Raw genomic sequence first — 21,009 nt, 5'->3', positions numbered from 1 at the left:
ATCACCCATTGTTGAAATTGTGCGGATGCGCTTGGGCTAAACAGGCTGGCAGGATCAACCGGCCAGTCGTTGGGCGTTTGCAACGTAAACGAAACCGGAAAACAGTCGGCGTGCGGTGCGCACCACCGAAGCCTGCAAGGTACCGTCAGGACCACTGCGGCTCAGTGCCACGTCGATAGCCCCGCTTGGGTGTTCCAGACGAACCTCGGTCAGTTGCAGCACCGATTCACCCAGCAACCTGGCCGCTACGCTGTCAGGGCTGACGCAGGCAGTCGCCAGGCCGATGGAACCGGTGATGGCCAGCGCACGATGGCAGTTGTGCGGCATGAAGTAGCGCACCTGCAGGGTGCCGCCGTGTTGCGGGCGGGAGATCAGCACCGGTTTGGGAATCACCTTGTCGCTGACATCGCCCAGCCCCATCGCCAGCCCGGCCTGGCGACGCAGGCTTTCCAGGCGTTGCAGCAGCTCACTGTCGGCGTCCAGTTGTGCAGGGGTCTCGGCACCGGTCTTGCCCAGGCTGGCCGCCTCGACCAGCATCATTGGCATGGCCATGTCGATGCAGGTCACCTCAATGCCGTCAAACACATCGCGCACCTGGCCGGTGGGGAACAACTGGCCGGTCTTGCTGCCTACGGCATCGAGAAAGGTCACGTGGATGGGCGCGGCACTGCCGGGCACGCCGTCGATGGTCGCATCGCCCTCGTAGTTGACGACGCCGTCGGGCGTATCCACCAGCGAAGTGACCAGGGTGTCGGTGTTGAGGTTGCGAATACGCACCAGGGTTTTGCCCTGCTGCGCCTTGACCAGCCCCTGCTCGATGGCGAACGGGCCGACGGCGCAGAGCATGTTGCCGCAGTTGGGCGCGGTGTCGACCCGGCGCTGGGCGACCATCACCTGGACAAACAGGTAGTCGACGTCGGCGTCAGGGTGCAGCGACGGGCTGACGATCGCCACCTTGCTGGTCTGCGGGCTGCCGCCGCCGATGCCGTCGATTTCCAGCTCATGGCCGGAGCCCATCAGGTTGATCAACATTTCGTCGCGCTCTTCGACCTTCGCGGGCAGGTCCCAGGCATGAAAAACCGGTCCTTTGGAAGTACCGCCGCGCATGAGCACACAGGGAATTCGTTGCATGACTACTGACTCTTGTGGATCAATCGGTGTTATTGATGTTCTGGAAACAAGAGTGACAGGCCGGGAAAAATCAATCCAATGCAAAGATCGTAGCTATTACTGCGTCAGCGTTATCAATAAAAATAACTCGCCCAGCGGAGCATCGCCGTGGAATATGAGCTTCAAGACATTAGATCTTTCGTGAAAATCGCCGAACTTGGCAGTTTCCATGAGGCTGCCGACGCCTTGCACGTTTCGCAGCCGGCCTTGACCCGGCGCATCAAGAAACTTGAGGAAGGCCTGGGCACGCCGTTGCTGGAGCGCACCACCCGACGTGTGAGCCTGACCACGGTGGGGCGTGATTTCCTGCCCAAGGCGCGGCGCTTGCTTGATGATCTGGAGGACTCGATCCTGAGCATCCGCGAGCTGGCTGAACGGCAGACCGGCCAGGTGACGCTGGCCTGCATTCCGACAGCGGCGTTTTACTTTTTGCCTTCGGTCATCCGCCTGTACAACGAGCAATACCCGAAGATTCGCATCCGCCTGCTCGACCTGAGCGCCAACGACGGCCTGGAAGCGGTGCTGCGTGGCGAGGCGGATTTCGGCATCAACATGATGAGCGGCCAGCACCCGGATATCGACTTCACCGCGCTGGTCAACGAGCCATTCGTGTTGGCCTGCCGCCGCGACCACGAACTGGCCCAGCGCCGCTCAGTGAGGTGGTCGGAGCTGAGCGATTACCGGCTGATTGGTGTTGGACGACTCAGCGGCAACCGGATGATTCTCGACCATGCCCTGGCCGGGTTGAGCTGGCGGCCCAAGTGGTTCTACGAAGTGCAGCATTTATCGACGTCGCTGGGGCTTGTAGAAGCAGGCCTGGGCGTCTCGGTGATGCCCAGCCTGGCGATGCCGGCGGCCGATCACCCGACCCTGGTCAGCGTGCCGCTCGAAGAGCCGGTGGTGAACCGCTCGCTGGGGCTGGTCTACCGGCGTGGTGCGTCACTGTCGCCAGCGGCCGAGAAGTTCGTCGCCATGCTGCTGGAGAAATGGCCGCAGTAAGGTATCAATCCGGCGGCGCAAAACAATCGGTGATGGCTTGCCGGACCCGCTGCACCGCCAGGTCTGGCTGGGTCACGCTGCGCCAACCCAGTTCGATCGGGTAACGCGGCAGCGCCAGCGGGCATGGCAACGCCAGCAGCCCGGTCATGTCGGCAATGCTTTGCGCGGCATGGGCGGGAATGGTCGCCACTGCCTGCGTGCCGCGCAGCAGCCACGCCAGCGCCGCAAAATGAGTGGTCGAAACCCGCACCCGGCGCTGCAGGTTGTCAGCCGCCAGCGCTTCGTCGACGATGCCGATAAAGCCGCCCGACGACACCAGAATGTGCTCGCGCCGGACGAACTCATCCAGGCTCAGCCCATGGTTTTTCAGGCTGGTCCCGTCCACCAGGCAGCTATAGCCGCCCTCGCCGAGAATCTGCCGGCCCAGCAACCGGGCATTGAAACCGCCCGCGGTGATCGCCAGATCGATGCGCCGCTCAAGCAGGTCACTGGCGACGATCTGGCTATGGGTCTGACGAAAAATCAGCCGCAGTCCCGCTGCACGCTGCGCCACGGCGGCGATCAGGCGCTGGCCGTAAGCGATCTCGAAATCATCCGACAAACCCAGGGTCACGCTGCGGCCCTGCAAGTCACTGGCCTTCGGATCAAGCAGGGTCAGGCTTTGCCGACACTTGGCAAGTGCTTCGCCAATCAGCGCACGCAACTGATTGGCGCGCAAGGTCGGCGCCAGACCGCGCCCGGTGCGCACGAACAGCGGATCGCCGTACACGTCACGCAGACGCCGCAAGGCCGCGCTCACCGCCGATTGAGTCACGCCCAGGCGTAGCGCGGCGCGACTGGCGCTGCTTTCCTCGAACAGCGCTTCGAAGACTTTCAGCAGGTTCAGGTCAATCTGCTCGATATTCATCTGGTTCATATCACATAGAAATGAACCGCTATTTATTCATAGTTCGGCTTGCAATGAAAATGGCCGCATGCCCTGGCAGGACCGGCTTGAGCCGGCAAAACCAACCACCAACGGAACCCACAGCCATGTCCAGATCCATCATCGCGGCGCTGCAAATCGGCTCGTTGCCTGACGGCAAAGCCGCCACCCTGGAACAGATCCTGTCCTATGAAACCGCCATCAGCGAATCCGGCGCCAACCTGGTGGTGATGCCCGAAGCGCTGCTGGGTGGTTATCCCAAAGGCGAACGGTTCGGCACCCAGCTCGGCTACCGTCTGCCGGAGGGCCGTGAAGCTTTTGCCCGTTACCATGCCAACGCCATCGACGTGCCCGGCACCGAAACCGATGCCCTGGCGGCCCTGTCAGCACGCACCGGTGCCGATCTGGTGATTGGTGTGATCGAGCGCAGCGGCCACAGCCTGTACTGCACTGCCCTGTTCTTCACCCCGCAGGCCGGGCTGGCCGGCAAGCACCGCAAGCTGATGCCCACCGGCAGCGAGCGGCTGATCTGGGCACAAGGCGACGGCTCGACGCTGCCGGTCATCGAGGGCCGTGCCGGGCGGCTGGGCACTGCAATTTGCTGGGAGAACTACATGCCGTTGCTGCGCACCGCGATGTACGCCAAGGGCGTGGACATCTGGTGTGCGCCAACCGTGGACGAGCGAGATATGTGGCAAGCAACCATGCGCCATGTGGCCTGTGAAGGCCGCTGCTTTGTGGTCAGCGCCTGCCAGGTCCAAGACTCACCGGCACAACTGGGCACCCAGGTGGAAAACTGGCCGCAAGACCGGCCGTTGATCAATGGCGGCAGCGTGATCGTCAGCCCGCTGGGCGAAGTGCTGGCCGGACCGTTACTGGGCGAGCGCGGCCTGCTGAGCGCCGAAATCGACACCGCCGAACTGGCCCGGGCGCGTTATGACTTTGACGTGACCGGGCATTACTCGCGCCCGGACGTGTTTGAACTGACGGTCGATGAACGTGAAAAGGCCGGGGTGCGGTTTGTCTGAAGTCCGGTGACGCCAGGCTTGGCTGAGGGCGGGCCACTGGTCAGGAAGTGTGAACAGACGCACGTTTCGGGTTTCAAGTCCTTCACAGGCACCGGCAATGTGAAGGAGATATGCCATGGCCACTCCCGGCCCAACCCGTAGCGCCAACACGATCCGGTTCTTCGAGTTGCTGCTCGGTCAGTTTCGTGGGGTCGAGGGCGAGTTGCCTTCAGCCATTCTCTACTTGCTCAACGCCACCGGCGAACCCGAACCAGACCGCAAGGCAATCCTCAGACGGATTGCCAACGACAAGGTCGAGAACGCCGGGGTGCTGGCGGCGATGCTGGTGCATATCGCCAAAGGGCGTAAGGGACGCTTTTCAAGAAACCCGCCATTTGATGAATTGAATGCGCTGCTGACCCGCCAGCCCATCAAGACCAACAGCGGCAGCCTGGCCAGCGCCTACACCGACAAGGTGCGCGCGATAGAAGCCGACCAGCACTATCAGGAGCCCTACTGCGAAGCTCCCGTCGCGTATCTGCGCCAATATGTCGGGCTCGAAGACCGCCAGATTGCCATGTACACGCAGTTGCTCGCACTGACCTCGACCCGATCATTCACTGATGCGCTGGTGTTAGCCCAGCGCAGGCAACTGGAACACCGCGACACCCTGGCTGGCCTGTTGCAAAAGGCTCTGGATGCGCAGGGGGTCCCGTAGGCGCGGTCGGCCGGCGCTCCGATTGCTGTGGTCTGGCATCCCGGCGAAGGCTGCGGCACATTCGCAGCAGATGCTGTGACTTTACCGGCCTCTTCACGAGCAAGCTCGTTGCCACAGAGATTTGCGGCGCCCATATGAGCAGTATTGGCTTTAGCCGGGAAGGCGAATCTTCGCCGCTAAAGCGGCTCCTACGAGGTGCCGTGTTTGTCAGGACAGCGCGGCGCCCAGCCATGCTCACAGAGCTGCTATCGTTGTGCCAACCCTGCCCTTGCTGAGCACCGCCATGCCCCATGTCGTTCATACCCACCCGCGTCTGGCCGTGAGCGCTGCGCTGGGTTTGCTGGCCGGTATCGGCTCGGTGTTTATCGCCCCGCAACTAAGCATCATCCAGCACGGGCTGGTGGGCTGGAATCTTGCCGTATGGGTGTTCCTGGCACTGATCCTTAGCCACACGCTGCGCAGCAGCGCTGATGATGTGAAGAAGGTCGCGATGATGGAGGACGAAAATGCTGGGGTGGTATTACTGGTGGTGTGCATCGGCGCGCTGGCCAGCCTCGCGGCGCTCATTGTCGAACTGGCCAACGGCAAAGCGGCGCCGGGCAACGGCGAGGTGCTGCGGCACAGTTTTACCGCCCTGACGATTGTCGGCTCCTGGTTGTTGACCGGGGTGATCTTCAGCCTGCACTACGCCAGGCTGTTCTACACCACTGGCGGCAAGCAACCGGCATTGAATTTTCCTGACGGTGAAAGGCATCCCGACTATTGGGACTTCCTGTACTTCTCCTTCACCCTGAACGTGGCGGTGCAAACTTCAGACGTGGGCGTGATGACCCGTGCAATGCGCAAGGTCGTGCTTGCTCACTGCTTGCTGGGGTTCGTGTTTAATACGGCGATTCTGGGCTTGACTATCAATCTGGCGGCGGGGCTGTTTGGCTGACAAATCTTTGTCGGCTCGTCAGTACCGGTTTAAAATCTGCGTCTCTCGGCCTACGTCACGGACGCACATGAAATACCTGATCTTGCTGCTGCTCGCCGCCGGCGGCTACTACGCCTATTCGAGCTACACAAAAAGTGCCCGGCAGGACATTCCGGTAGCCAGCTATCAGGCGCTATTGAGGAAGGCCGAGAAGACACCGGTGACCCAGCAAGAGGTTCGCTGGGGCGCCAAGTGGATGGCTGCCTATGTGTGCAAAGACCCGGACTTCCAGGCTTCCGGCGGGTCGAGTATCAGTAACTGCCACAGAAAACTGGAGATCTACCGGGACATCTGTGAGTCACGCATCTTCGACGATGCGCCCGCCATCTTCGAACACATATCGCAAGTAAAGACCATCACCAAACGTTACCTGGCCTGCACCGGCAGCATGTAGGCCGCTCGCAGGCTGTCCGACCGGACCATTACGGCGTAAGGTGCGGACACATCCACAGACATGGAGACCCCCGACGATGGCGCTGCTCAACATTGCCGTACTGGACGACTGGCAGAACGTGGCCAGCGATGTAGTGGACTGGTCGGTGCTCGGCAGCATTGCCAGGGTCAGCTTCCTGCACGACTACCCCGCCGACACCGCGACCCTGGCCGAGCGCTTGCAGGGCTTCGAGGTGATCTGCGTGATGCGCGAGCGCACCCTGTTCGATCAGGCGCTGCTAAGCCGCTTGCCAAACCTCAAGCTGTTGGTCACCGGCGGTATGCGCAACGCCGCATTGGACGTCAAAGCCGCCCGTGAGCTGGGCATCGAGGTGTGTGGCACCGACAGCTACAAGCATGCCGCCCCGGAACTGACCTGGGCGCTGGTCATGGGCCTTACCCGCAATCTGGTGCAAGAGGCAAATTCGTTGCGTGGCGGGGGCTGGCAGGTGGGGATTGGCGGCGACCTGTACGGCAAGACCCTGGGCCTGTTGGGTCTGGGTAGCATCGGCCAGAAAGTGGCCCGCTATGGGCAGGCGTTCGGCATGCGGGTGATTGCCTGGAGCCAGAACCTGACACCCGAGGCCGCGGCCGAGGTCGGCGTCAGCTGGGTCAGCAAGCAGGCGCTGTTCGAGCAGGCTGACGTGCTGTCGGTGCATCTGGTGCTCAGTGAGCGCAGTCGGGGGCTGGTGGATGCCCAGGCACTGGGCTGGATGAAACGCCAGGCGTATCTGATCAACACTGCGCGCGGGCCGATCATCGATGAGCCAGCGCTGATCGAGGCACTGCGCCAGCGGCGCATTGCCGGGGCGGCGCTGGATGTCTTCGATCAGGAACCACTGGCCCAGGAGCACCCGTTTCGCAATCTGGACAACGTCCTGGCCACGCCGCACATTGGCTACGTGACCGGCAACAACTACCAGACTTTCTACGGCCAAATGATCGAAGACATTCAGGCCTGGCATGCCGGCCAGCCGATCAGGGTATTTGCCTGATAGAGAGGCGATATCCCGGTCGGCTTAAGTCATGCACATGTGGGAGCTCGCTCGCGAAGAAGCTGGCAAGCCCCCCCTGGCGAAAGGTTACAACTTGTACGAGAAGCCCACCTGCACGGTGCGCGGTGCGCCCGGATAGGCGTAGATGTTGCCGAACGCGCCCTCTTCATATTCCTTGTCGAACAGGTTCTTCACGTCCAGGTTCAGGCGCAGGTTGTCGTTGACCTTGTAGTAGCTCAGCAGGTCGTAGACGGTGTAGCTGGCCATGCTGAAGTTCGGCACGTTGGCGGTCTGGCCGGCACGCTCGTCAACATAACGGGCGCCGCCACCCAGGCCCAGACCGCGCAATGCGCCGTCCTGGAACTCATACATGCTCAGCAGGCTGGCGCTCTGCTTGGGGATGTTGAGCAGGCGAGTGCCGTTACGCAGGGTGTTGTCCTTGGTCACTTCGGCGTCGGTGTAGGCGTAGCTGCCCATCACTTTCCAGGCCGGGGTGATGTTGCCCACCACGTTGAGGTCGAAACCACGGCTGCGCACTTCGCCGGCCGCGATGCTGAAGGTCGAGTCGACCGGGTCAGTGGTCAGCACGTTCTTCTTGTCGATCTGGTAGATCGCCGCTTCCACACTCAGCTGCTTGTCCAGCGCCTGCCATTTGGCGCCCAGCTCGTAAGCCTTGCCTTCTTCAGGATCGAACCCGCCGCCCAGCCGCGCAGCACCGGAGTTGGGCTTGAATGAACGCGAGGCGCTGGCGTACAGGGCCAGGTCTTCGGTCAGGTCGAAAGTCAGCCCCAGCCGCGGCGTCACCGCATTGTCGCTGTTGGTCCAGCTCCGGGTGCCGGCCAGGTAGGTGTCGTAGTCATGCTCGAAGCGTTCGAAGCGCGCGCCCACCAGCAACTTCAGGCGCTCGGTGAGGGTTACCTGATCCTGCAGGAACGCCGCCCAGGTCTTGAGGTTTTCCTTGTCATGGGTGGTGGTGCGGGTCAGCGCCGGACGGGCCTGGCCATACACCGGGTTGTAGATGTCGATGGCGTAGCTGCCGGCAGCACCGCTGGAGCGCATGATGATCGACTTGTAGTCGTAATCTTCATACTCGACGCCGGCCAGCAGCAGGTGCTCAAGGCTGCCGGTGTTGAAGCGGCCGGTGACGTTCAGTTGCACGTCGATATCGGTCCAGTCCAGTTTGCGCCAGTTGAAGTTACGGCTCAGGGTGCGAGCATCGGCACCCAGGCTGTTGGCTTCGACACCGTTGCCCTTCATGGTGCCGTCCAGCGACTGCACGCCGCCGCCCAGGGTCCAGTTGTCGTTCAAATCATGCTCGAACCGCAACTGGGCCATGTTGGTGTCAGTGTGCAGCTTGCCGATGTCCTTCTCGCCCCAGAAGGTGTCTGGCGAGGCGGTGCGGGTTTGCGCCGGGTAACGGGTCAGGCCGCGATCCAGCGGTGCATTGTTGCGCATGAACTCACCTTCGAAGGTGATGCGCGTGGCATCGTTGAGCTGCCAGCTGAGCACCGGCGCCACCGAATAGCGCTCGGTCTCGACGTGGTCGCGGAAGGTTTCGCCGCCCTCGCCCAGAACATTCAGGCGATAGGCCAGACGGCCCTCTTCGTCGAGTGGGCCGGTGGCATCGAGGGTGCCACGGTACATGCCCTGGTCGTTGATCTGGCTGCCCAGTGTCACCGAGCGGTCGCTGGACGGCTGTTTGGTCACCACGTTGAAGGTGCCGCCCGGGTCGCCGCGGCCGTACAGGGTGGTCGACGGGCCGCGCAGCACTTCAAGACGCTCGATGGTGTTGGCATCGGGCATGCTCGGGTAGCCGCGGTTGATCGGGAAACCGTTGCGGTAGAACTCACCGGTGGTGAAGCCGCGCACGGTAAAGGTGGTCAGGCCCTGGCCGCCGAAGTTGTTGGCCCGGCCAACGCCGCCCGCGTAGTCGAGTGCCTCTTGCAAGCGGGTAGCGCCCAGATCTTCTACCGCTTCGCGGGACACCACACTGACCGACTGCGGGGTTTCGTGGATCGAGGTATCGGTGCGGGTGGCGCTGGCAGACCGGGTGGCTTTATAGCCTTGTACGGGACCGGTGGCCTGCTCGCTGTCAGCAGCGGCGTTGATGTCGGTCACTTGCAGCTCGATGGAGGGCTTGCCGGCCGGGGCCTGCTCAGCCCAGGCCAGTGGGCTCAGCGCGGCTTGCACAGCGCAAAACGAAATCAGAGTGCGACGCATGTGTGAATCCTGTTCTCTTTGATGATCCACGAGCTCATGACGGCCCGTTTTGAGATGTGAATTGTATAGATTTGTAACTACAAGTGAAACTTATTCCCAAATGTAACTTTGGGATCATGTCGGCGTGGATGGGTCATTGCTGGCAGCAATCCGCCTCGACGGTGAATATTCGCGGCTCACGCCGCGCCTACCGGGCCAGGCAGGCATACTGTGGCGGTGTTTCCCTGATCAGATCGGAGAGCTGATGAACCTGACCCATTCCCCCGGCGATCGCCGCAGTGCCCTGCTGGTGATCGACATGCAATACGACTTCATGCCCGGCGGTGCGCTGGCGGTGGCCGACGGCGATGCGCTGGTGCCGTTGATCAATCGCCTCGGCAGCCAGTTCGCCAGGGTCATCGTGACTCAGGACTGGCACCCGGCCGGGCATATCTCGTTCGCTGACAGTCATCCGGGCCATGTGCCCTTCCAGACCATCACCCTGCCCTACGGCCCGCAGACCCTGTGGCCGGTGCATTGCGTGCAAGGCAGCGATGGCGCGCAGTTGCATGAGGCGCTGGAGCTGCCCCACGCGCAGTTGATTCTGCGCAAGGGCTGCAATCCGGCGATCGACAGTTATTCCGCGTTTCTGGAAGCCGACCGCACCACCCGCACCGGCCTGAGCGGTTATTTGCGCGAGCACGGCATCGAGACGCTGTACGTGGTCGGCCTGGCGCTGGACTTCTGCGTGGCCTGGTCGGCCCAGGACGCGGCACGCGAAGGGTTCAACACCTACGTGATCGAGGATGCCTGCCGGGCGATTGACCTGAACGGCTCGTTGCAGGCCGCCTGGCACGCGATGGGCGAGTTGGGTGTACAGCGCATCCAGAGCCAACAGCTACAGCACGCATAACGCCTTCATCACGGCAGAACGACGCCGGGCCGCGCAGGTCTGAATCTTCAGACAGACGGGCCTCCGTCGTTCCCCATGAAGGTAACTGGTATGCAAGAACAAGCAGACGGCAAGACTCCCGGCCTGTCAGCCGAAGAACAGCGCGAGATCGACGAGAAGCTGCCACCGCGGGCAGCGGTGTTGCATGAAACCATCCGCATCCAGGGCGACCATGAGCTGGAGCGCAGTGTCGCAGCGTTGTGGTGGTCGGCGCTGGCCGCCGGGCTGACCATGGGCCTGTCGCTGATGGCCATGGGGCTGTTTCGCTCGCGGCTGGGGCCCGGCGATGAAAGCCACGTAATCGCCAGCCTGGGCTATTCGGCAGGCTTTCTGGCGGTGATCCTGGCCCGCCAGCAGTTGTTCACCGAGAACACCCTGACGGCCGTGCTGCCAGTGATGAGCAAGCTGACCCTGGGCAATTTCGGCCGATTGCTGCGCCTGTGGGGTGTGGTGCTCGCCGGTAACCTGGCCGGCACCCTGCTGGTGGCCTGGGTGATGCTGCGCCTGCCGATCTTCGATACCCAGACCGACCTGGCGTTTCTGGAAATCGGCCGCAAAGTGATGGAAAACGACGCGACCAAGATGCTCGCCAAAGGCATCGTCTCGGGCTGGATGATCGCCACCATGGTGTGGATGATCGCCGGCATGGAAAACGCCAGGATCGCCATTATCGTGGTGATCACCTACCTGATGGCGCTGGGTGACTTCACCCACATCGTGGTCGGCTCGCTGGAGGTGTCGTACCTGGTGTTTGCCGGCGAGGTGAGCTGGGGCGATTTCTGGTTGGCGTTTGCAGCCCCCACCCTGGCCGGCAATATCATCGGTGGCAGCTTTATCTTCGGCCTGCTCAGCCATGCGCAGATTCGCAGCGAGAACGACATGACCGCCAAGCACGAGCGCGACAAACGCAAGCTGCTGGAGGAGTTGCGCAAAAGCCGAAAGCCGGAGCAACTTTAGCCACAAGCCTCCACGAACCGGTGGGAGGCAAGCTCTGCTGGCGACTAAGGCCACGAGATCACTGCAGATGGAGTGGTTTACGGGCCCTTTTGCCAGCCGACCTCGACGACAGCGCATAAGCGCTGGCGGTGACTTGCAGCGAATATATCGGCTTGCCCCTGGTATCCGAGTGCCCTCGCTCACACGCCCTGGATTTAGAGGCTATTTAGCGGCCATAAAATTCACCCTCCCAAAAAACCAAATAAATCTTAAAAGTTAACTCACCACTTCCTACAACACTCAGACTTTAGGACTACATATCAATCAACCAAACCCCGAAAACCAGCAATACTCATTCCGACAGCTCAGCCCCGTTTTTCAGGCGACAAACACAAAACGTTACACCAGGAAACATCCATTACCAACTCACACCAATACAACATCAATATCCCGAAGTATCTTGGCCACCCCAAGCAAATTGAGCAAGCCAATGGCCTCCCGACTACCAGGCACCCTACCCCCCCATAACGATAACTTCTCAGCCGACATATAGTTTTCACTCTCTCCACATTCCACCTACAACATTTCTGTAGCTTGCTGCTATGACTGGATCGTAAGCGCTGCTGAAATGGCGAAGATCCAGAAGTCGCTCGAAAAGCTCGCTCACTACGACGCTATTTGATTGAGCAGCGGGCGATGGGTGAGCGATACGTCATTAACGACTGGAACGCATGATCATGAGCCCCGCGATGACTGCACTGGAAAAGTATTCACCGTTACTGTTCCTGCTAATGTGGAGCAGCGGGGCTATTTTCGTGAAGCTTGGGCTTGAGGACGCTTCAGTGTCCGTATTCCTGACCCTTCGCTCTATTGGTGCCGCGTTCGTACTCTTTATTATCTGTACGTTACTATCTGGTAAAACCGGCCTGCTAAAAAAAATAGACTTGCCAAGGCATCTGCTACTACGGGTTTTTATTATCGGCATGACATTGCAAGTTGGTTATCAAAGCGCGTTCTTTCTAGCACTCCATCATGAGCTGACACCCGGAGCGCTTTCGATTCTGCTGGGCATCCAGCCGATCCTGACACCCCTGTTTGCCCGTGAAAAGATCGGCGTTTCAGGATATCTGTATTTACTGCTTGGCTTATCAGGCCTCACCATCGCCATACTCGGAGCACGTGAAACCGGAGCGATGACGCCGCTCGGCCTGATATTCGGAACCCTCTCGCTACTGGCGATAAGCACCGGTTCAGTGATGCAACAAAAACTGCCCGTTGACCCGCTGGTGTCCGCTTTTTATCAAAGCTTGAGCGCCGCCCTGGTGTTTCTCATCCTCCTTCCCGCCACCCCTCTTCACCTGAACCTTACACCCGCTTTCATCCTGTCTGCCGGCTGGATGATCCTCGTGGTATCCAGCGGCGCAGTGCTGCTCTTGTTCCATATGCTGAGCAAACACTCGGCAAGCACGGTTGGCATCCTTTTCTATCTGGTCCCCGTCATCACGCTGATGCTGGACTATGCAGTCTTTGGACATAGCCTCTCCTGGATAACAGCTGCCGGAGCGCTGCTTGTCATCATTGCCATAAGAGGGTTCAGCTCAAAACGAGCTGCATGACGCCAAGGCTCACTGTCTGTGCCTGGCATACAACACCGCCGTGCCTCCCGGACTGTTACGGGTCTGTAACTCGAAGGTCTTGGGATGCCCTTTGATCAGGTCGCTGAGCTTTTTGTAGCCATGGGTACGCGAGTCGAACTCCGGCCTGAGTTTGCTGATATTGGTGCCCAGTGCACTCAAGTGCGCCCAGCCATCTTCATCGGCGATGTCGTCCATGATCTTGGCGATGAACGCCAGAGGCACTTTGGGCTTGCGGGCGGCTTTGCCGTCATCTGCCACTTTTGCTGTTTCGCTGGCCGGACGATCCTCCACGCCGGTTGCGCCCGGCGGGTCACTTCTGAGCAGTTCGATATAAATGAACTTGTCACAGGCGGCGACGAAGGGCCGCGGTGTCTTCTGTTCGCCAAAACCGTAGACCAGCAATCCCTCTTCACGAATACGCGACGCCAGCCGGGTGAAATCGCTGTCGCTGGAAACCAGGCAAAAGCCCTCGAAGCGCCGGGTGTAGAGCAGGTCCATGGCGTCAATGATCAACGAGCTGTCAGTGGCATTCTTGCCCTTGGTGTAGGCAAATTGCTGGATAGGCACGATCGAGTGGTCGAGCAGAACGTTCTTCCAGCTCCCCAGTTGCGGGCCGGTCCAGTCACCGTAGATGCGTTTGACGCTGGCGACACCGTACCTTGCGATTTCTTCGAAAAGACCTTCAACAATCGCTGCGGGCGCATTGTCGGCATCGATGAGCACGGCAAGATGTTTTTGCGTGCGCGACGTGTTATTGGCAGCCATTGATTGTCCTTGCTGCAGTTTGGAGCCTTCATGGTGCCAGAACGTGACGGTTCGACATGAATCTTTCTTTCAGGAAATTTTCAGGTTCCAACAGGCAAGATACGATTTTGTCCCACACCGCAGGCAGGCAAGATGACCCGAATCCTGGCAATCGAAGATGACGCCGTCACCGCAAGGGAGATCGTCGCGGAACTCAGCAGTCACGGGCTGGATGTGGACTGGGTAGACAACGGGCGTGACGGTCTGGACAAGGCCGTCAGTGGCGATTACGACCTGATTACCCTGGACCGCATGTTGCCGCAGGTCGACGGGCTGACCATCGTCACCCGCCTGCGCGCCCAGGGCATCAGCACGCCGATCCTGATGATCAGCGCGCTGTCAGACGTCGATGAGCGGGTTCGTGGCCTGCGCGCCGGGGGCGACGACTATCTGTCCAAGCCCTTTGCCTCCGACGAGATGGCCGCCCGGGTCGAGGTGCTGCTGCGCCGTAACAGCCCGGCCAGCGAGCAGAAAAGCCAGTTGCTGGTCGGTGACCTGGAACTGGACCTGATGACCCGCGAGGCGCGCCGTGGCGAGCGGACCCTGACCCTGCTGCCCACCGAGTACAAGCTGCTGGAATTTCTGATGCGCAACCATGGCCAGGTCATCACCCGGATGATGATCTTCCAGGAGGTCTGGGGCTATCACTTCGACCCTGGCACCAACCTGATCGACGTCCATATTGGCCGCCTGCGCAAGAAAATCGACCCACCGGGCAGTGCGCCGCTGATCCGTACCGTAAGGGGCACGGGGTATGTCATTAGCGAACCTGCCTAAGGGCTGGCGCTCCTCCAGCAGCCGTCTGCTGGCGCTCTACAGCACCCTGTTCGTGGCCTGGGGCAGCATCTTGCTGGGGGTCCTGTATTGGGAGGTCAAAGGTTATCTGGACCAGATGGCCCGCCACTCACTGATGCAGCGCCAGCAGCTGTTCGCCCGCTTCGAAGGCCAGGACCTGGTCGAAGCGCTGGTGGCGAGCATGGCCTTCGACAAACCCGCCGTGGATGCCTTCGGCCTGTTCGACGCCCGTCTGCGCCCGCTGTTCGGGCCGATCCGGCAGATCCCCGGCAACCTGCCGCTGGACGGCCAGATTCATGAACTGGGCAGTTGCATCGTCTCCACCGACCCGAACCTGCCGCGCAGCAGTTGCGCCGCGGTAGCGACTCGCACCCGCGCTGGCAACTGGCTGATCATCGTGCGCGACAATGGCTCGCTGTTCGCCGTCTCCAACCTGATTCTGCATGCGCTGCTATGGGGCATGTCGCTGACCATCATTCCCGGCGTGGCCGGCTGGTACTTGTTGCGCCGCCGGCCTCTGCGGCGCATCCATGCCTTGCGTGCCAGTGCCGAGGCGATTGTCAGTGGCGACATGAGCAAGCGCCTGCCGGTTTCGGTGCGCCGTGACGAGCTGGACATGCTGGCGTTGATCGTCAATGACATGCTCGGCCAGATCGAGCGGCTGATGAACGAGGTCAAGGGCGTATGCGACAACATTGCCCATGACTTGCGCACCCCGTTGACCCGCCTGCGCGCCCGCCTGTACCGCATCCAGCAGCAAGCCCCGGACTCGCCGCACAGCCCGGAAATTGCCCAGGTGATCGCCGAAGCCGATGGCCTGATGGCGCGCTTTCGCGGGCTGTTGCGCATTTCCGAACTGCAGGACCAGCGCCGCCGCTCGGGCTTTCTGGAACTCGACCCGCACGCCTTGCTGCAGGAGTTGCACGACTTTTATCTGCCGCTGGCCGAGGAAGGCGACATCACCTTGCTGCTGGACGTCGACAGCCCGGTGCCGAGCATCACTGGCGACCGCGCCCTGCTGTTCGAGGCGCTGGCCAACCTGCTCGACAACGCGATCAAGTTCACCCCCGCCGGCGGTACGGTGCTGCTGCAGGCCAGCGCCTGGCAAGGCCAGTTGCGTATTGAGGTGCAAGACTCCGGCCCCGGCATTCCCGAAGCCGAGCGTCAGGCGGTGTTCCAGCGCTTTCATCGCAGCGAACACGACAACCCGCAAGGCTTCGGCCTGGGACTGTCGCTGGTGGCCGCGATTGTCGAGCTGCATGGCTTTACCTTGCGGATCAATACCAGCCGCTATGGCGGCGCACGGCTGATTCTCGATTGTGCCGCCGACACTTCAGGGCACCTCTCAAAACTACCTGCGTTGCCATCGCTGCGTTAAAAACAGGCTCAAAATGCTCATTTACAACCCGTAAACTCCGCTTTCTCGCCTGTTTTTGCCTTGCGCTGGCTGCCTCGCCTACGTTTTTAGAGGCCCCCTTAAGCAGCCTGAGCAGCGCATCATCATCGGCAGAAATATTCAGTATCAATTCAGTGTGGGTTCTGGCTGTCGGTGAATGCCTTTAACCTGCTGGCTATCTTCCTCAAGCCTGCCTGCGAGCCTTTATGAGCCTTCCCGCCACGCCTGTTGCCATGACCCGCGCTCTGGTGCTGCTGTTCGCTTTCTGCTGTGGCGCCATCGTCGCCAATATCTACTATGCCCAGCCGATCATCGGCCTGATTGCCCCGGACCTCGGGCTTTCAGAAACCCTGGCCAGCCTGATCGTATCGCTGACCCAGATCGGCTATGCCCTGGGCCTGTTGTTTCTGGTGCCACTGGGTGACCTGCTGGAAAACCGCCGACTCATGATCGCCACCGCCGTACTGGCGGTGCTGAGCCTGATCGGCGCGGCCGTGGTGGAGCAGCCCAACCTGTTCCTGCTGCTGTCGCTGTTGATCGGTTTCAGCTCAGTGTCGGTGCAAATCCTGATTCCGCTGGCGGCGCACCTGGCCCCGGAAGAATCCCGTGGCCGGGTGGTCGGCGGGATCATGGGCGGTTTGCTGCTGGGTATTCTGCTGGCCCGGCCGTTGTCGAGCCTGATCGCTGACCACTTCGGCTGGCGCGCGGTGTTTGCCATGGCGGCGCTGATCATGCTGCTGATCTGTGTGGTGCTGGCGACCACCATGCCCAAGCGGGTCCCGGCACATCGCGCCTCTTACGGACAACTGCTGGGCTCGTTGTGGAGCCTGTTGCGTGAACAACCGGTACTGCGCCAGCGGGCGTTTTATCAAGCCTGTATGTTTGCCACCTTCAGCCTGTTCTGGACCGCCGTACCGCTGGAACTGGCGCGCAACCACGGGCTGTCGCAAAGCCAGATCGCCCTGTTTGCCCTGGCCGGGGCGATCGGTGCCATTGCGGCGCCGATCAGCGGACGCCTGGCCGATGCCGGATACACCCGCCCGGCAAGTCTGTTTGCCTTGCTGCTGGCGGCAATCTGTTTCCTGCCGGGGCTGAGCGATGCCGGTGCCGGGGTCATTGGCCTGGCGCTGACCGGGGTGGTACTGGACTTCTGCGTCCAGGTGAACATGGTGCTTGGCCAGCGCGCCGTGTACGCACTGGATGCCGCCAGCCGTGGGCGCCTGAATGCGCTGTACATGACCAGCATCTTCATCGGCGGCGCAGTCGGCTCGGCGGTGGCCAGCCTGTTGTTCGATCGGGGCGGCTGGCACGCGATCATCCTGGTCGGCACCGCCTTGCCGCTGCTGGCCTTGCTGGTGTTTCTCAAGGACGCCCACGCCGCACGCCGGGCGTCTGGCCAGACGGCCTGATGATCAGCCGCCGGTTCAGAACCCGGCGGCTGCGCCGTTACCGCGCGGGTCATAGGCCCCTTCGAACGTGCCGTTGGGCAACTGCACCGCAGCCCCGGCATGGCCCATGGTTTCACTGAACGCCTCCAGCACTTCGACGTCATGGCCCAGGGCAGCCAGTTGCCCAACCCGTTGCGGGTCGAAGCGTGATTCCAGCTTGAGCGACACGCTGCTGTCGCCCCAGGTGCGCCCCAGCAGCCAGCGCGGGGCGCTGACGGCCTGCTGCAACGGCTGATTGAACACGGCATAACGCGTGAAGACGGCAGCCTGGGTCTGCGGCTGACCATCGCCGCCCATGGTGCCGTACACCATGCTGCGACCATCATGCAGCCGGGCGGCGGCCGGGTTGAGGGTGTGGAACGGCTGCTTGCCCGGTTGCAGCGCCAGCAAATGCTCAGGGTCAAGACTGAACGAGGCGCCGCGGTTCTGCCAGACCAGCCCGCTGTCGCTGAGCACCACGCCGCTGCCGAACTCGTGGTAGATGCTCTGGATAAACGACACCGCCAGACCATCGCTGTCGATCACGCCCATCCACACCGTATCACCCGGCCCCTTGTCTTCGCCCCAACGCTGCGCCTGCCGGGGGTCAATCAGCGCGGCTTGCTCACCGAGAAAGTCGGGGGCCAGAAATGCCTGGGGATCGACCTTCATGTGCGCCGGGTCAGTGATATAGGCATCGCGCACCTTGAAGGCCAGTTTGGTGGCCTCGACCAACGTGTGCACGTAAGCCGCCGAGTCGACGGCGGCGTCTGCCAGGCCGGCCTGCTCGGCAATCCCCAGAATCAGCTGCGACACCACGCCCTGGGTCGGTGGCGGCAGGTTGTACACCGTGCCGCTGCCATGCTCCAGGGCCAGCGGCTTGACCCGTTTGGCCCGATAGGCCGCCAGATCAGCACGGGTGACCGGCGCACCGAGCTGTTGCAGGTCGGCGGCGATGCTGTCGCCCAGGCTGCCACGATAAAAATCATCCAGGCCGCAATCACTCAAGCGTTGCAGGGTTTGCGCCAGGCGTGGCTGGCGAAACAGACTGCCCGCCTCCGGGACCCGGTAGCGGCCTTCGCTGTGGCACAGGTAGGTGTCGGCGAACCCCGGAATATCCTGCAGTTGCGCAAGCTTGGCGGCGGTGGCGGCATGCTGCGAACGGGTCACCGGGATACCGGCACTGGCGTAATGGATGGCATCGGCCAGCAGCGCCGGCAGCGGCGTGCTGCCGCCCAGCCCGGCACTGACCGCCAACGCCTCCTGCCAGCCGCCGACCGTCCCGGCGACGGTCAACGCGGCAGCAGCGCCACGCAGCGGGATACTCGCCTGGCCACGGTAGCGCTCCAGGGTCGCCAGGCTGCCGGCCGGGCCGCTGGCATCGATGGCCAGCGGTTCGCCGTGTTTCGGCACGATGAGCCAGAAGCCATCGCCGCCAAGGCCGTTCATGTGCGGGTACACCACCGCGATGGTGGCGGCAGCGGCCACCATCGCTTCGATGGCGTTGCCGCCGTTACGCAGAATGGCCAGCGCCGATTGCGCGGCCAGGCTATGAGGTGCCACGGCAATGCCCCGGGCGGCCAGTGTGGTGTTGAGCATGATTTTCTACCAAGGAAGCTTTCTAGCAAAGAAGCTTGCGACCGAAGAAACGTACGACCAAACAGGTTTACGACATCAGGCTGACGTGCGCGGCGACGATGCGCCACTGCCCGTCCAGACGAACCCAGCTCTGTTGCTGGCGACCGATGCGCTCGCTGCCGTCGCGGGTGAACTCGGTACTGCACACAGCAAAATCCTCGCCATAGCAGCTGATCACCGTATTGCGCAGGGTGCGTTGCAGCCCGGCCGACGGGCGCGCCGCACGAAAGGCGCGGATCGCTTCGATGCCATACAGGTTCTCCCCGGCGCCAAGCCGTACGGTGCGCGGGTCATGCCAGAACAGCTCATCGAGCACCTGAGTGTCATTGCTGACCAGCGCCTGCTCGTAGCGCTCAAACGCAGCGCGTACCTCGGTCAGCACCTCAGGGCGATCAATCGATTGCGGGTTCATTGCACGGCTCCCGGCACAGCGGCCTCAGTGATGCCCAACTGCTCCAGCCGACGCGCAGCACGCAGGCAGGCCTGTTCGTTGAACGGCGCGGCGATCAGCTGAACGCCGATCGGCAACCCATTGGCGGCGCGCAGCGGCACGCTGACCACCGGCAGGCCAAGGAAAGAGATCGGCTGGGCGAGCATGCCCATGCTGGCGCGAATCGGCAGATCAGTGCCATTGATACGCATGGTCTGCTGGCCAATGGTCGTGGCGCTGGTCGGCGTGGCCGGTGCAATCAGCACATCGACGCCGGCGAACAGCGGCAACACCTGCTGCTGGAAATGCCGACGAAAGCGCTGCGCCTGCACATACCAGGCAGCCGGAATCATCGCCCCGGCCAGCAGCCGTTCACGAGACAGCGGCTCGAAGGCGTCAGGCGCACGGCGCAGGGTTGGCAGGTAACTGTTGCCGCCCTCTGAGGCGCTGATGATGAAGGAAGCGGTGCGCGCCAGTTCGGCTTCAGCCAGCGTGATTTGCTGTTGCGCGTTCAACCCCTTGGCGACGCGCGCCACGGCATCACGTGCCGAATCATCGCACCATTGCTGGAAATAACCGCCCAGTACGGCGCAACGCAAACCGTCGCTGTCCTGCTCCAATCGGGGCATGACCGGTTGCAGATCCTGCGCCGCCTGAAAGCCGTCCGCCGGGTCATGACCCAGCAAGGCGTCATAGACTTCGGTCAGGTCGCTGACCCGCCGCGCCAGCGGGCCAATGTGATCGAGGCTGCCGACAAACGGGTGAGTACCGCTGCGTGACAGCCGGCCAAAGGTCGGCTTCATGCCAAACACGCCGCACAGCGAAGCCGGTACACGGATCGAGCCATTGGTATCGCTACCCAACGAAAAATGCACCAGCCCGGCCGCAACCGCTGCCGCCGAGCCGCCCGATGAGCCGCCAGCAATACGGGTCAGGTCATGGGGGTTGCAGGTGGCACCAAAATGGCTGTTTTCGGTCGTAAAGCCATAGGCATAGGCGTCCATGTTGAGCATGCCCGACAACAGCGCGCCACTGCCGGCCAGTTGCCGCACCGCCCAGGCATCCTGGGCCGCAGGCGCGCGGTCCTTGAAAATCTGTGCGCCGGCCAGGGTCGGGAAACCCGCCACATCGAACAGGTTCTTCACCGCATAGGGCACAGCCGCCAACGCGGGCAAGGCCTCACCCTGCTGGCGACGCCGATCGAGGGCCTGGGCCTCTTCGCGCATGCGCTGGTGAGTGATCCGGGTCCAGGCGTTGATTGCCCGATTGCGCTGTTCGATTGCGCCCAGGCTGTGCTCGGCGATTTCAGCGGCGCTGAACTCTCCGGCGGCCAGTGCCGACTTCAATTGGCTGATGCTCAGCGTGTCGAGATTCATGCCTTGTAGACTCCCGCCACTTCCAGCCGGTCATCCAGCGGGTAATCCATCAGTGGCGCGGCCATGGCTGCGATGCGGCTGAACTGCAACAGCAGTTCCTGACGTCGGGCGTCGTCCAGTTCCAGGCCCAGGACCTGTTCCATCTGCGCAATGTAGGCTGCCCAGTCGGGCGGGACCTGTGTCATGGTGAACTCCTC

General features: G+C 62.0%; 21 protein-coding genes. 13 read left to right on the top strand and 8 right to left on the bottom strand.

Annotation, left to right across the window (positions count from 1 at the left end):
• Positions 1-54 precede the first annotated feature (54 nt).
• Positions 55-1,131: a 4-oxalomesaconate tautomerase gene (locus tag NJC38_RS03285; RefSeq protein WP_045492711.1), complete on the bottom strand. Its 1,077-nt coding sequence runs from the start codon at positions 1,129-1,131 to the stop codon at positions 55-57.
• Here NJC38_RS03285 and NJC38_RS03280 point away from each other — a divergent pair.
• On the top strand, positions 1,130-1,315 hold the full coding sequence (locus tag NJC38_RS03280; RefSeq protein WP_253111873.1) for a hypothetical protein: 186 nt from the start codon (positions 1,130-1,132) through the stop codon (positions 1,313-1,315). The genes NJC38_RS03285 and NJC38_RS03280 overlap by 2 nt on opposite strands.
• Positions 1,279-2,169, top strand: a complete 891-nt coding sequence (locus tag NJC38_RS03275) for a LysR family transcriptional regulator (RefSeq protein WP_045492714.1) — start codon at positions 1,279-1,281, stop codon at positions 2,167-2,169. Before NJC38_RS03280 ends, NJC38_RS03275 begins: the two co-directional genes overlap by 37 nt.
• Positions 2,170-2,173: 4 nt before the next feature.
• Here the strand turns inward: NJC38_RS03275 and NJC38_RS03270 are convergent, their stop codons facing one another.
• Positions 2,174-3,085 (bottom strand): LysR family transcriptional regulator, encoded by a 912-nt coding sequence (locus NJC38_RS03270; RefSeq protein ID WP_253111522.1) that lies wholly within the window; start codon positions 3,083-3,085, stop codon positions 2,174-2,176.
• 116 nt (positions 3,086-3,201) lie between these two features.
• Between NJC38_RS03270 and NJC38_RS03265 the strand changes: the two genes are divergently transcribed.
• The 5 genes from NJC38_RS03265 (at position 3,202) to NJC38_RS03245 (ending at position 7,222) form a co-directional block, all read left to right on the top strand.
• Complete coding sequence (locus NJC38_RS03265) at positions 3,202-4,122, top strand: carbon-nitrogen hydrolase family protein (protein ID WP_253111520.1); 921 nt, start codon at positions 3,202-3,204, stop codon at positions 4,120-4,122.
• A 115-nt stretch (positions 4,123-4,237) separates the two neighbouring features.
• Positions 4,238-4,819: a hypothetical protein gene (locus NJC38_RS03260; RefSeq protein ID WP_253111518.1), complete on the top strand. Its 582-nt coding sequence runs from the start codon at positions 4,238-4,240 to the stop codon at positions 4,817-4,819.
• 283 nt (positions 4,820-5,102) lie between these two features.
• Positions 5,103-5,756 carry a DUF1345 domain-containing protein gene (locus NJC38_RS03255; protein ID WP_253111516.1) on the top strand — a complete coding sequence of 218 codons (654 nt, stop codon included), beginning with the start codon at positions 5,103-5,105 and terminating at the stop codon, positions 5,754-5,756.
• 67 nt (positions 5,757-5,823) lie between these two features.
• Positions 5,824-6,189: a hypothetical protein gene (locus NJC38_RS03250; RefSeq protein ID WP_253111514.1), complete on the top strand. Its 366-nt coding sequence runs from the start codon at positions 5,824-5,826 to the stop codon at positions 6,187-6,189.
• A gap of 76 nt (positions 6,190-6,265) precedes the next feature.
• The gene (locus tag NJC38_RS03245; protein WP_253111512.1) at positions 6,266-7,222 is read left to right on the top strand and encodes a D-2-hydroxyacid dehydrogenase family protein; all 957 of its coding nucleotides are present in this window, start codon (positions 6,266-6,268) and stop codon (positions 7,220-7,222) included.
• A gap of 87 nt (positions 7,223-7,309) precedes the next feature.
• Here NJC38_RS03245 and NJC38_RS03240 read toward each other — a convergent pair whose 3' ends face one another.
• A complete protein-coding gene (locus NJC38_RS03240) occupies positions 7,310-9,442 on the bottom strand; it encodes a TonB-dependent siderophore receptor (RefSeq protein WP_253111510.1) in 2,133 nt (710 codons plus the stop codon).
• 244 nt (positions 9,443-9,686) lie between these two features.
• Between NJC38_RS03240 and pncA the strand changes: the two genes are divergently transcribed.
• From pncA to NJC38_RS03225, 3 genes are all read left to right on the top strand, one after another.
• On the top strand, positions 9,687-10,334 hold the full coding sequence (gene pncA, locus NJC38_RS03235; RefSeq protein ID WP_253111507.1) for a bifunctional nicotinamidase/pyrazinamidase: 648 nt from the start codon (positions 9,687-9,689) through the stop codon (positions 10,332-10,334).
• Between the two features lie 90 nt (positions 10,335-10,424).
• Positions 10,425-11,330, top strand: coding sequence for a formate/nitrite transporter family protein (locus NJC38_RS03230; RefSeq protein ID WP_253111505.1), 906 nt, complete (start codon positions 10,425-10,427; stop codon positions 11,328-11,330).
• Between the two features lie 728 nt (positions 11,331-12,058).
• Entirely contained in the window at positions 12,059-12,925 is an 867-nt protein-coding gene (locus NJC38_RS03225) for a DMT family transporter (protein ID WP_253111503.1), read from the top strand.
• Positions 12,926-12,934: 9 nt separating this feature from the next.
• On the opposite strand, the gene NJC38_RS03220 is transcribed toward NJC38_RS03225, so the two are convergent.
• A complete protein-coding gene (locus NJC38_RS03220; RefSeq protein WP_253111501.1) occupies positions 12,935-13,711 on the bottom strand; it encodes an NYN domain-containing protein in 777 nt (258 codons plus the stop codon).
• Between the two features lie 132 nt (positions 13,712-13,843).
• Between NJC38_RS03220 and NJC38_RS03215 the strand changes: the two genes are divergently transcribed.
• From NJC38_RS03215 to NJC38_RS03205, 3 genes are all read left to right on the top strand, one after another.
• Positions 13,844-14,527 (top strand): response regulator transcription factor, encoded by a 684-nt coding sequence (locus NJC38_RS03215; protein ID WP_045492740.1) that lies wholly within the window; start codon positions 13,844-13,846, stop codon positions 14,525-14,527.
• Positions 14,505-15,923 carry a HAMP domain-containing sensor histidine kinase gene (locus tag NJC38_RS03210; protein ID WP_253111499.1) on the top strand — a complete coding sequence of 473 codons (1,419 nt, stop codon included), beginning with the start codon at positions 14,505-14,507 and terminating at the stop codon, positions 15,921-15,923. The genes NJC38_RS03215 and NJC38_RS03210 overlap by 23 nt, the downstream gene beginning before the upstream one ends.
• A gap of 224 nt (positions 15,924-16,147) precedes the next feature.
• The gene (locus NJC38_RS03205) at positions 16,148-17,350 is read left to right on the top strand and encodes an MFS transporter (RefSeq protein ID WP_045492746.1); all 1,203 of its coding nucleotides are present in this window, start codon (positions 16,148-16,150) and stop codon (positions 17,348-17,350) included.
• A 15-nt stretch (positions 17,351-17,365) separates the two neighbouring features.
• Here NJC38_RS03205 and NJC38_RS03200 read toward each other — a convergent pair whose 3' ends face one another.
• The 4 genes from NJC38_RS03200 to hpxX form a co-directional block, all read right to left on the bottom strand.
• Positions 17,366-18,967: a gamma-glutamyltransferase family protein gene (locus NJC38_RS03200; protein ID WP_253111492.1), complete on the bottom strand. Its 1,602-nt coding sequence runs from the start codon at positions 18,965-18,967 to the stop codon at positions 17,366-17,368.
• 67 nt (positions 18,968-19,034) lie between these two features.
• A complete protein-coding gene (hpxZ, locus tag NJC38_RS03195; protein ID WP_253111490.1) occupies positions 19,035-19,418 on the bottom strand; it encodes an oxalurate catabolism protein HpxZ in 384 nt (127 codons plus the stop codon).
• Complete coding sequence (locus NJC38_RS03190; protein WP_253111481.1) at positions 19,415-20,812, bottom strand: AtzE family amidohydrolase; 1,398 nt, start codon at positions 20,810-20,812, stop codon at positions 19,415-19,417. The genes hpxZ and NJC38_RS03190 overlap by 4 nt, the downstream gene beginning before the upstream one ends.
• Positions 20,809-20,997, bottom strand: coding sequence for an oxalurate catabolism protein HpxX (gene hpxX / locus NJC38_RS03185; RefSeq protein WP_045492757.1), 189 nt, complete (start codon positions 20,995-20,997; stop codon positions 20,809-20,811). The genes NJC38_RS03190 and hpxX overlap by 4 nt, the downstream gene beginning before the upstream one ends.
• Positions 20,998-21,009 lie beyond the last annotated feature (12 nt).

This window comes from Pseudomonas sp. 21LCFQ010 (assembly GCF_024129905.1).
GTDB lineage: Bacteria > Pseudomonadota > Gammaproteobacteria > Pseudomonadales > Pseudomonadaceae > Aquipseudomonas.
The sequence above is the reverse complement of the archived record's forward strand: the minus strand, read 5'-3'. Positions and strand labels throughout refer to the sequence as shown.

Excerpts from the sequence above, each read along its gene's own strand:
- NJC38_RS03285 (WP_045492711.1), bottom strand. The coding sequence starts at position 1,131 with ATGCAACGAATTCCCTGTGTGCTCATGCGCGGCGGTACTTCCAAAGGA.
- hpxX (WP_045492757.1), bottom strand. The coding sequence starts at position 20,997 with ATGACACAGGTCCCGCCCGACTGGGCAGCCTACATTGCGCAGATGGAA.
- NJC38_RS03230 (WP_253111505.1), top strand. The coding sequence starts at position 10,425 with ATGCAAGAACAAGCAGACGGCAAGACTCCCGGCCTGTCAGCCGAAGAA.
- NJC38_RS03245 (WP_253111512.1), top strand. The coding sequence starts at position 6,266 with ATGGCGCTGCTCAACATTGCCGTACTGGACGACTGGCAGAACGTGGCC.
- NJC38_RS03200 (WP_253111492.1), bottom strand. The coding sequence starts at position 18,967 with ATGCTCAACACCACACTGGCCGCCCGGGGCATTGCCGTGGCACCTCAT.
- NJC38_RS03205 (WP_045492746.1), top strand. The coding sequence starts at position 16,148 with ATGAGCCTTCCCGCCACGCCTGTTGCCATGACCCGCGCTCTGGTGCTG.
- NJC38_RS03240 (WP_253111510.1), bottom strand. The coding sequence starts at position 9,442 with ATGCGTCGCACTCTGATTTCGTTTTGCGCTGTGCAAGCCGCGCTGAGC.
- hpxZ (WP_253111490.1), bottom strand. The coding sequence starts at position 19,418 with ATGAACCCGCAATCGATTGATCGCCCTGAGGTGCTGACCGAGGTACGC.
- NJC38_RS03280 (WP_253111873.1), top strand. The coding sequence starts at position 1,130 with ATGACTACTGACTCTTGTGGATCAATCGGTGTTATTGATGTTCTGGAA.
- NJC38_RS03250 (WP_253111514.1), top strand. The coding sequence starts at position 5,824 with ATGAAATACCTGATCTTGCTGCTGCTCGCCGCCGGCGGCTACTACGCC.
- NJC38_RS03260 (WP_253111518.1), top strand. The coding sequence starts at position 4,238 with ATGGCCACTCCCGGCCCAACCCGTAGCGCCAACACGATCCGGTTCTTC.
- NJC38_RS03270 (WP_253111522.1), bottom strand. The coding sequence starts at position 3,085 with ATGAACCAGATGAATATCGAGCAGATTGACCTGAACCTGCTGAAAGTC.
- pncA (WP_253111507.1), top strand. The coding sequence starts at position 9,687 with ATGAACCTGACCCATTCCCCCGGCGATCGCCGCAGTGCCCTGCTGGTG.
- NJC38_RS03265 (WP_253111520.1), top strand. The coding sequence starts at position 3,202 with ATGTCCAGATCCATCATCGCGGCGCTGCAAATCGGCTCGTTGCCTGAC.
- NJC38_RS03220 (WP_253111501.1), bottom strand. The coding sequence starts at position 13,711 with ATGGCTGCCAATAACACGTCGCGCACGCAAAAACATCTTGCCGTGCTC.
- NJC38_RS03255 (WP_253111516.1), top strand. The coding sequence starts at position 5,103 with ATGCCCCATGTCGTTCATACCCACCCGCGTCTGGCCGTGAGCGCTGCG.
- NJC38_RS03215 (WP_045492740.1), top strand. The coding sequence starts at position 13,844 with ATGACCCGAATCCTGGCAATCGAAGATGACGCCGTCACCGCAAGGGAG.
- NJC38_RS03225 (WP_253111503.1), top strand. The coding sequence starts at position 12,059 with ATGACTGCACTGGAAAAGTATTCACCGTTACTGTTCCTGCTAATGTGG.
- NJC38_RS03190 (WP_253111481.1), bottom strand. The coding sequence starts at position 20,812 with ATGAATCTCGACACGCTGAGCATCAGCCAATTGAAGTCGGCACTGGCC.
- NJC38_RS03210 (WP_253111499.1), top strand. The coding sequence starts at position 14,505 with ATGTCATTAGCGAACCTGCCTAAGGGCTGGCGCTCCTCCAGCAGCCGT.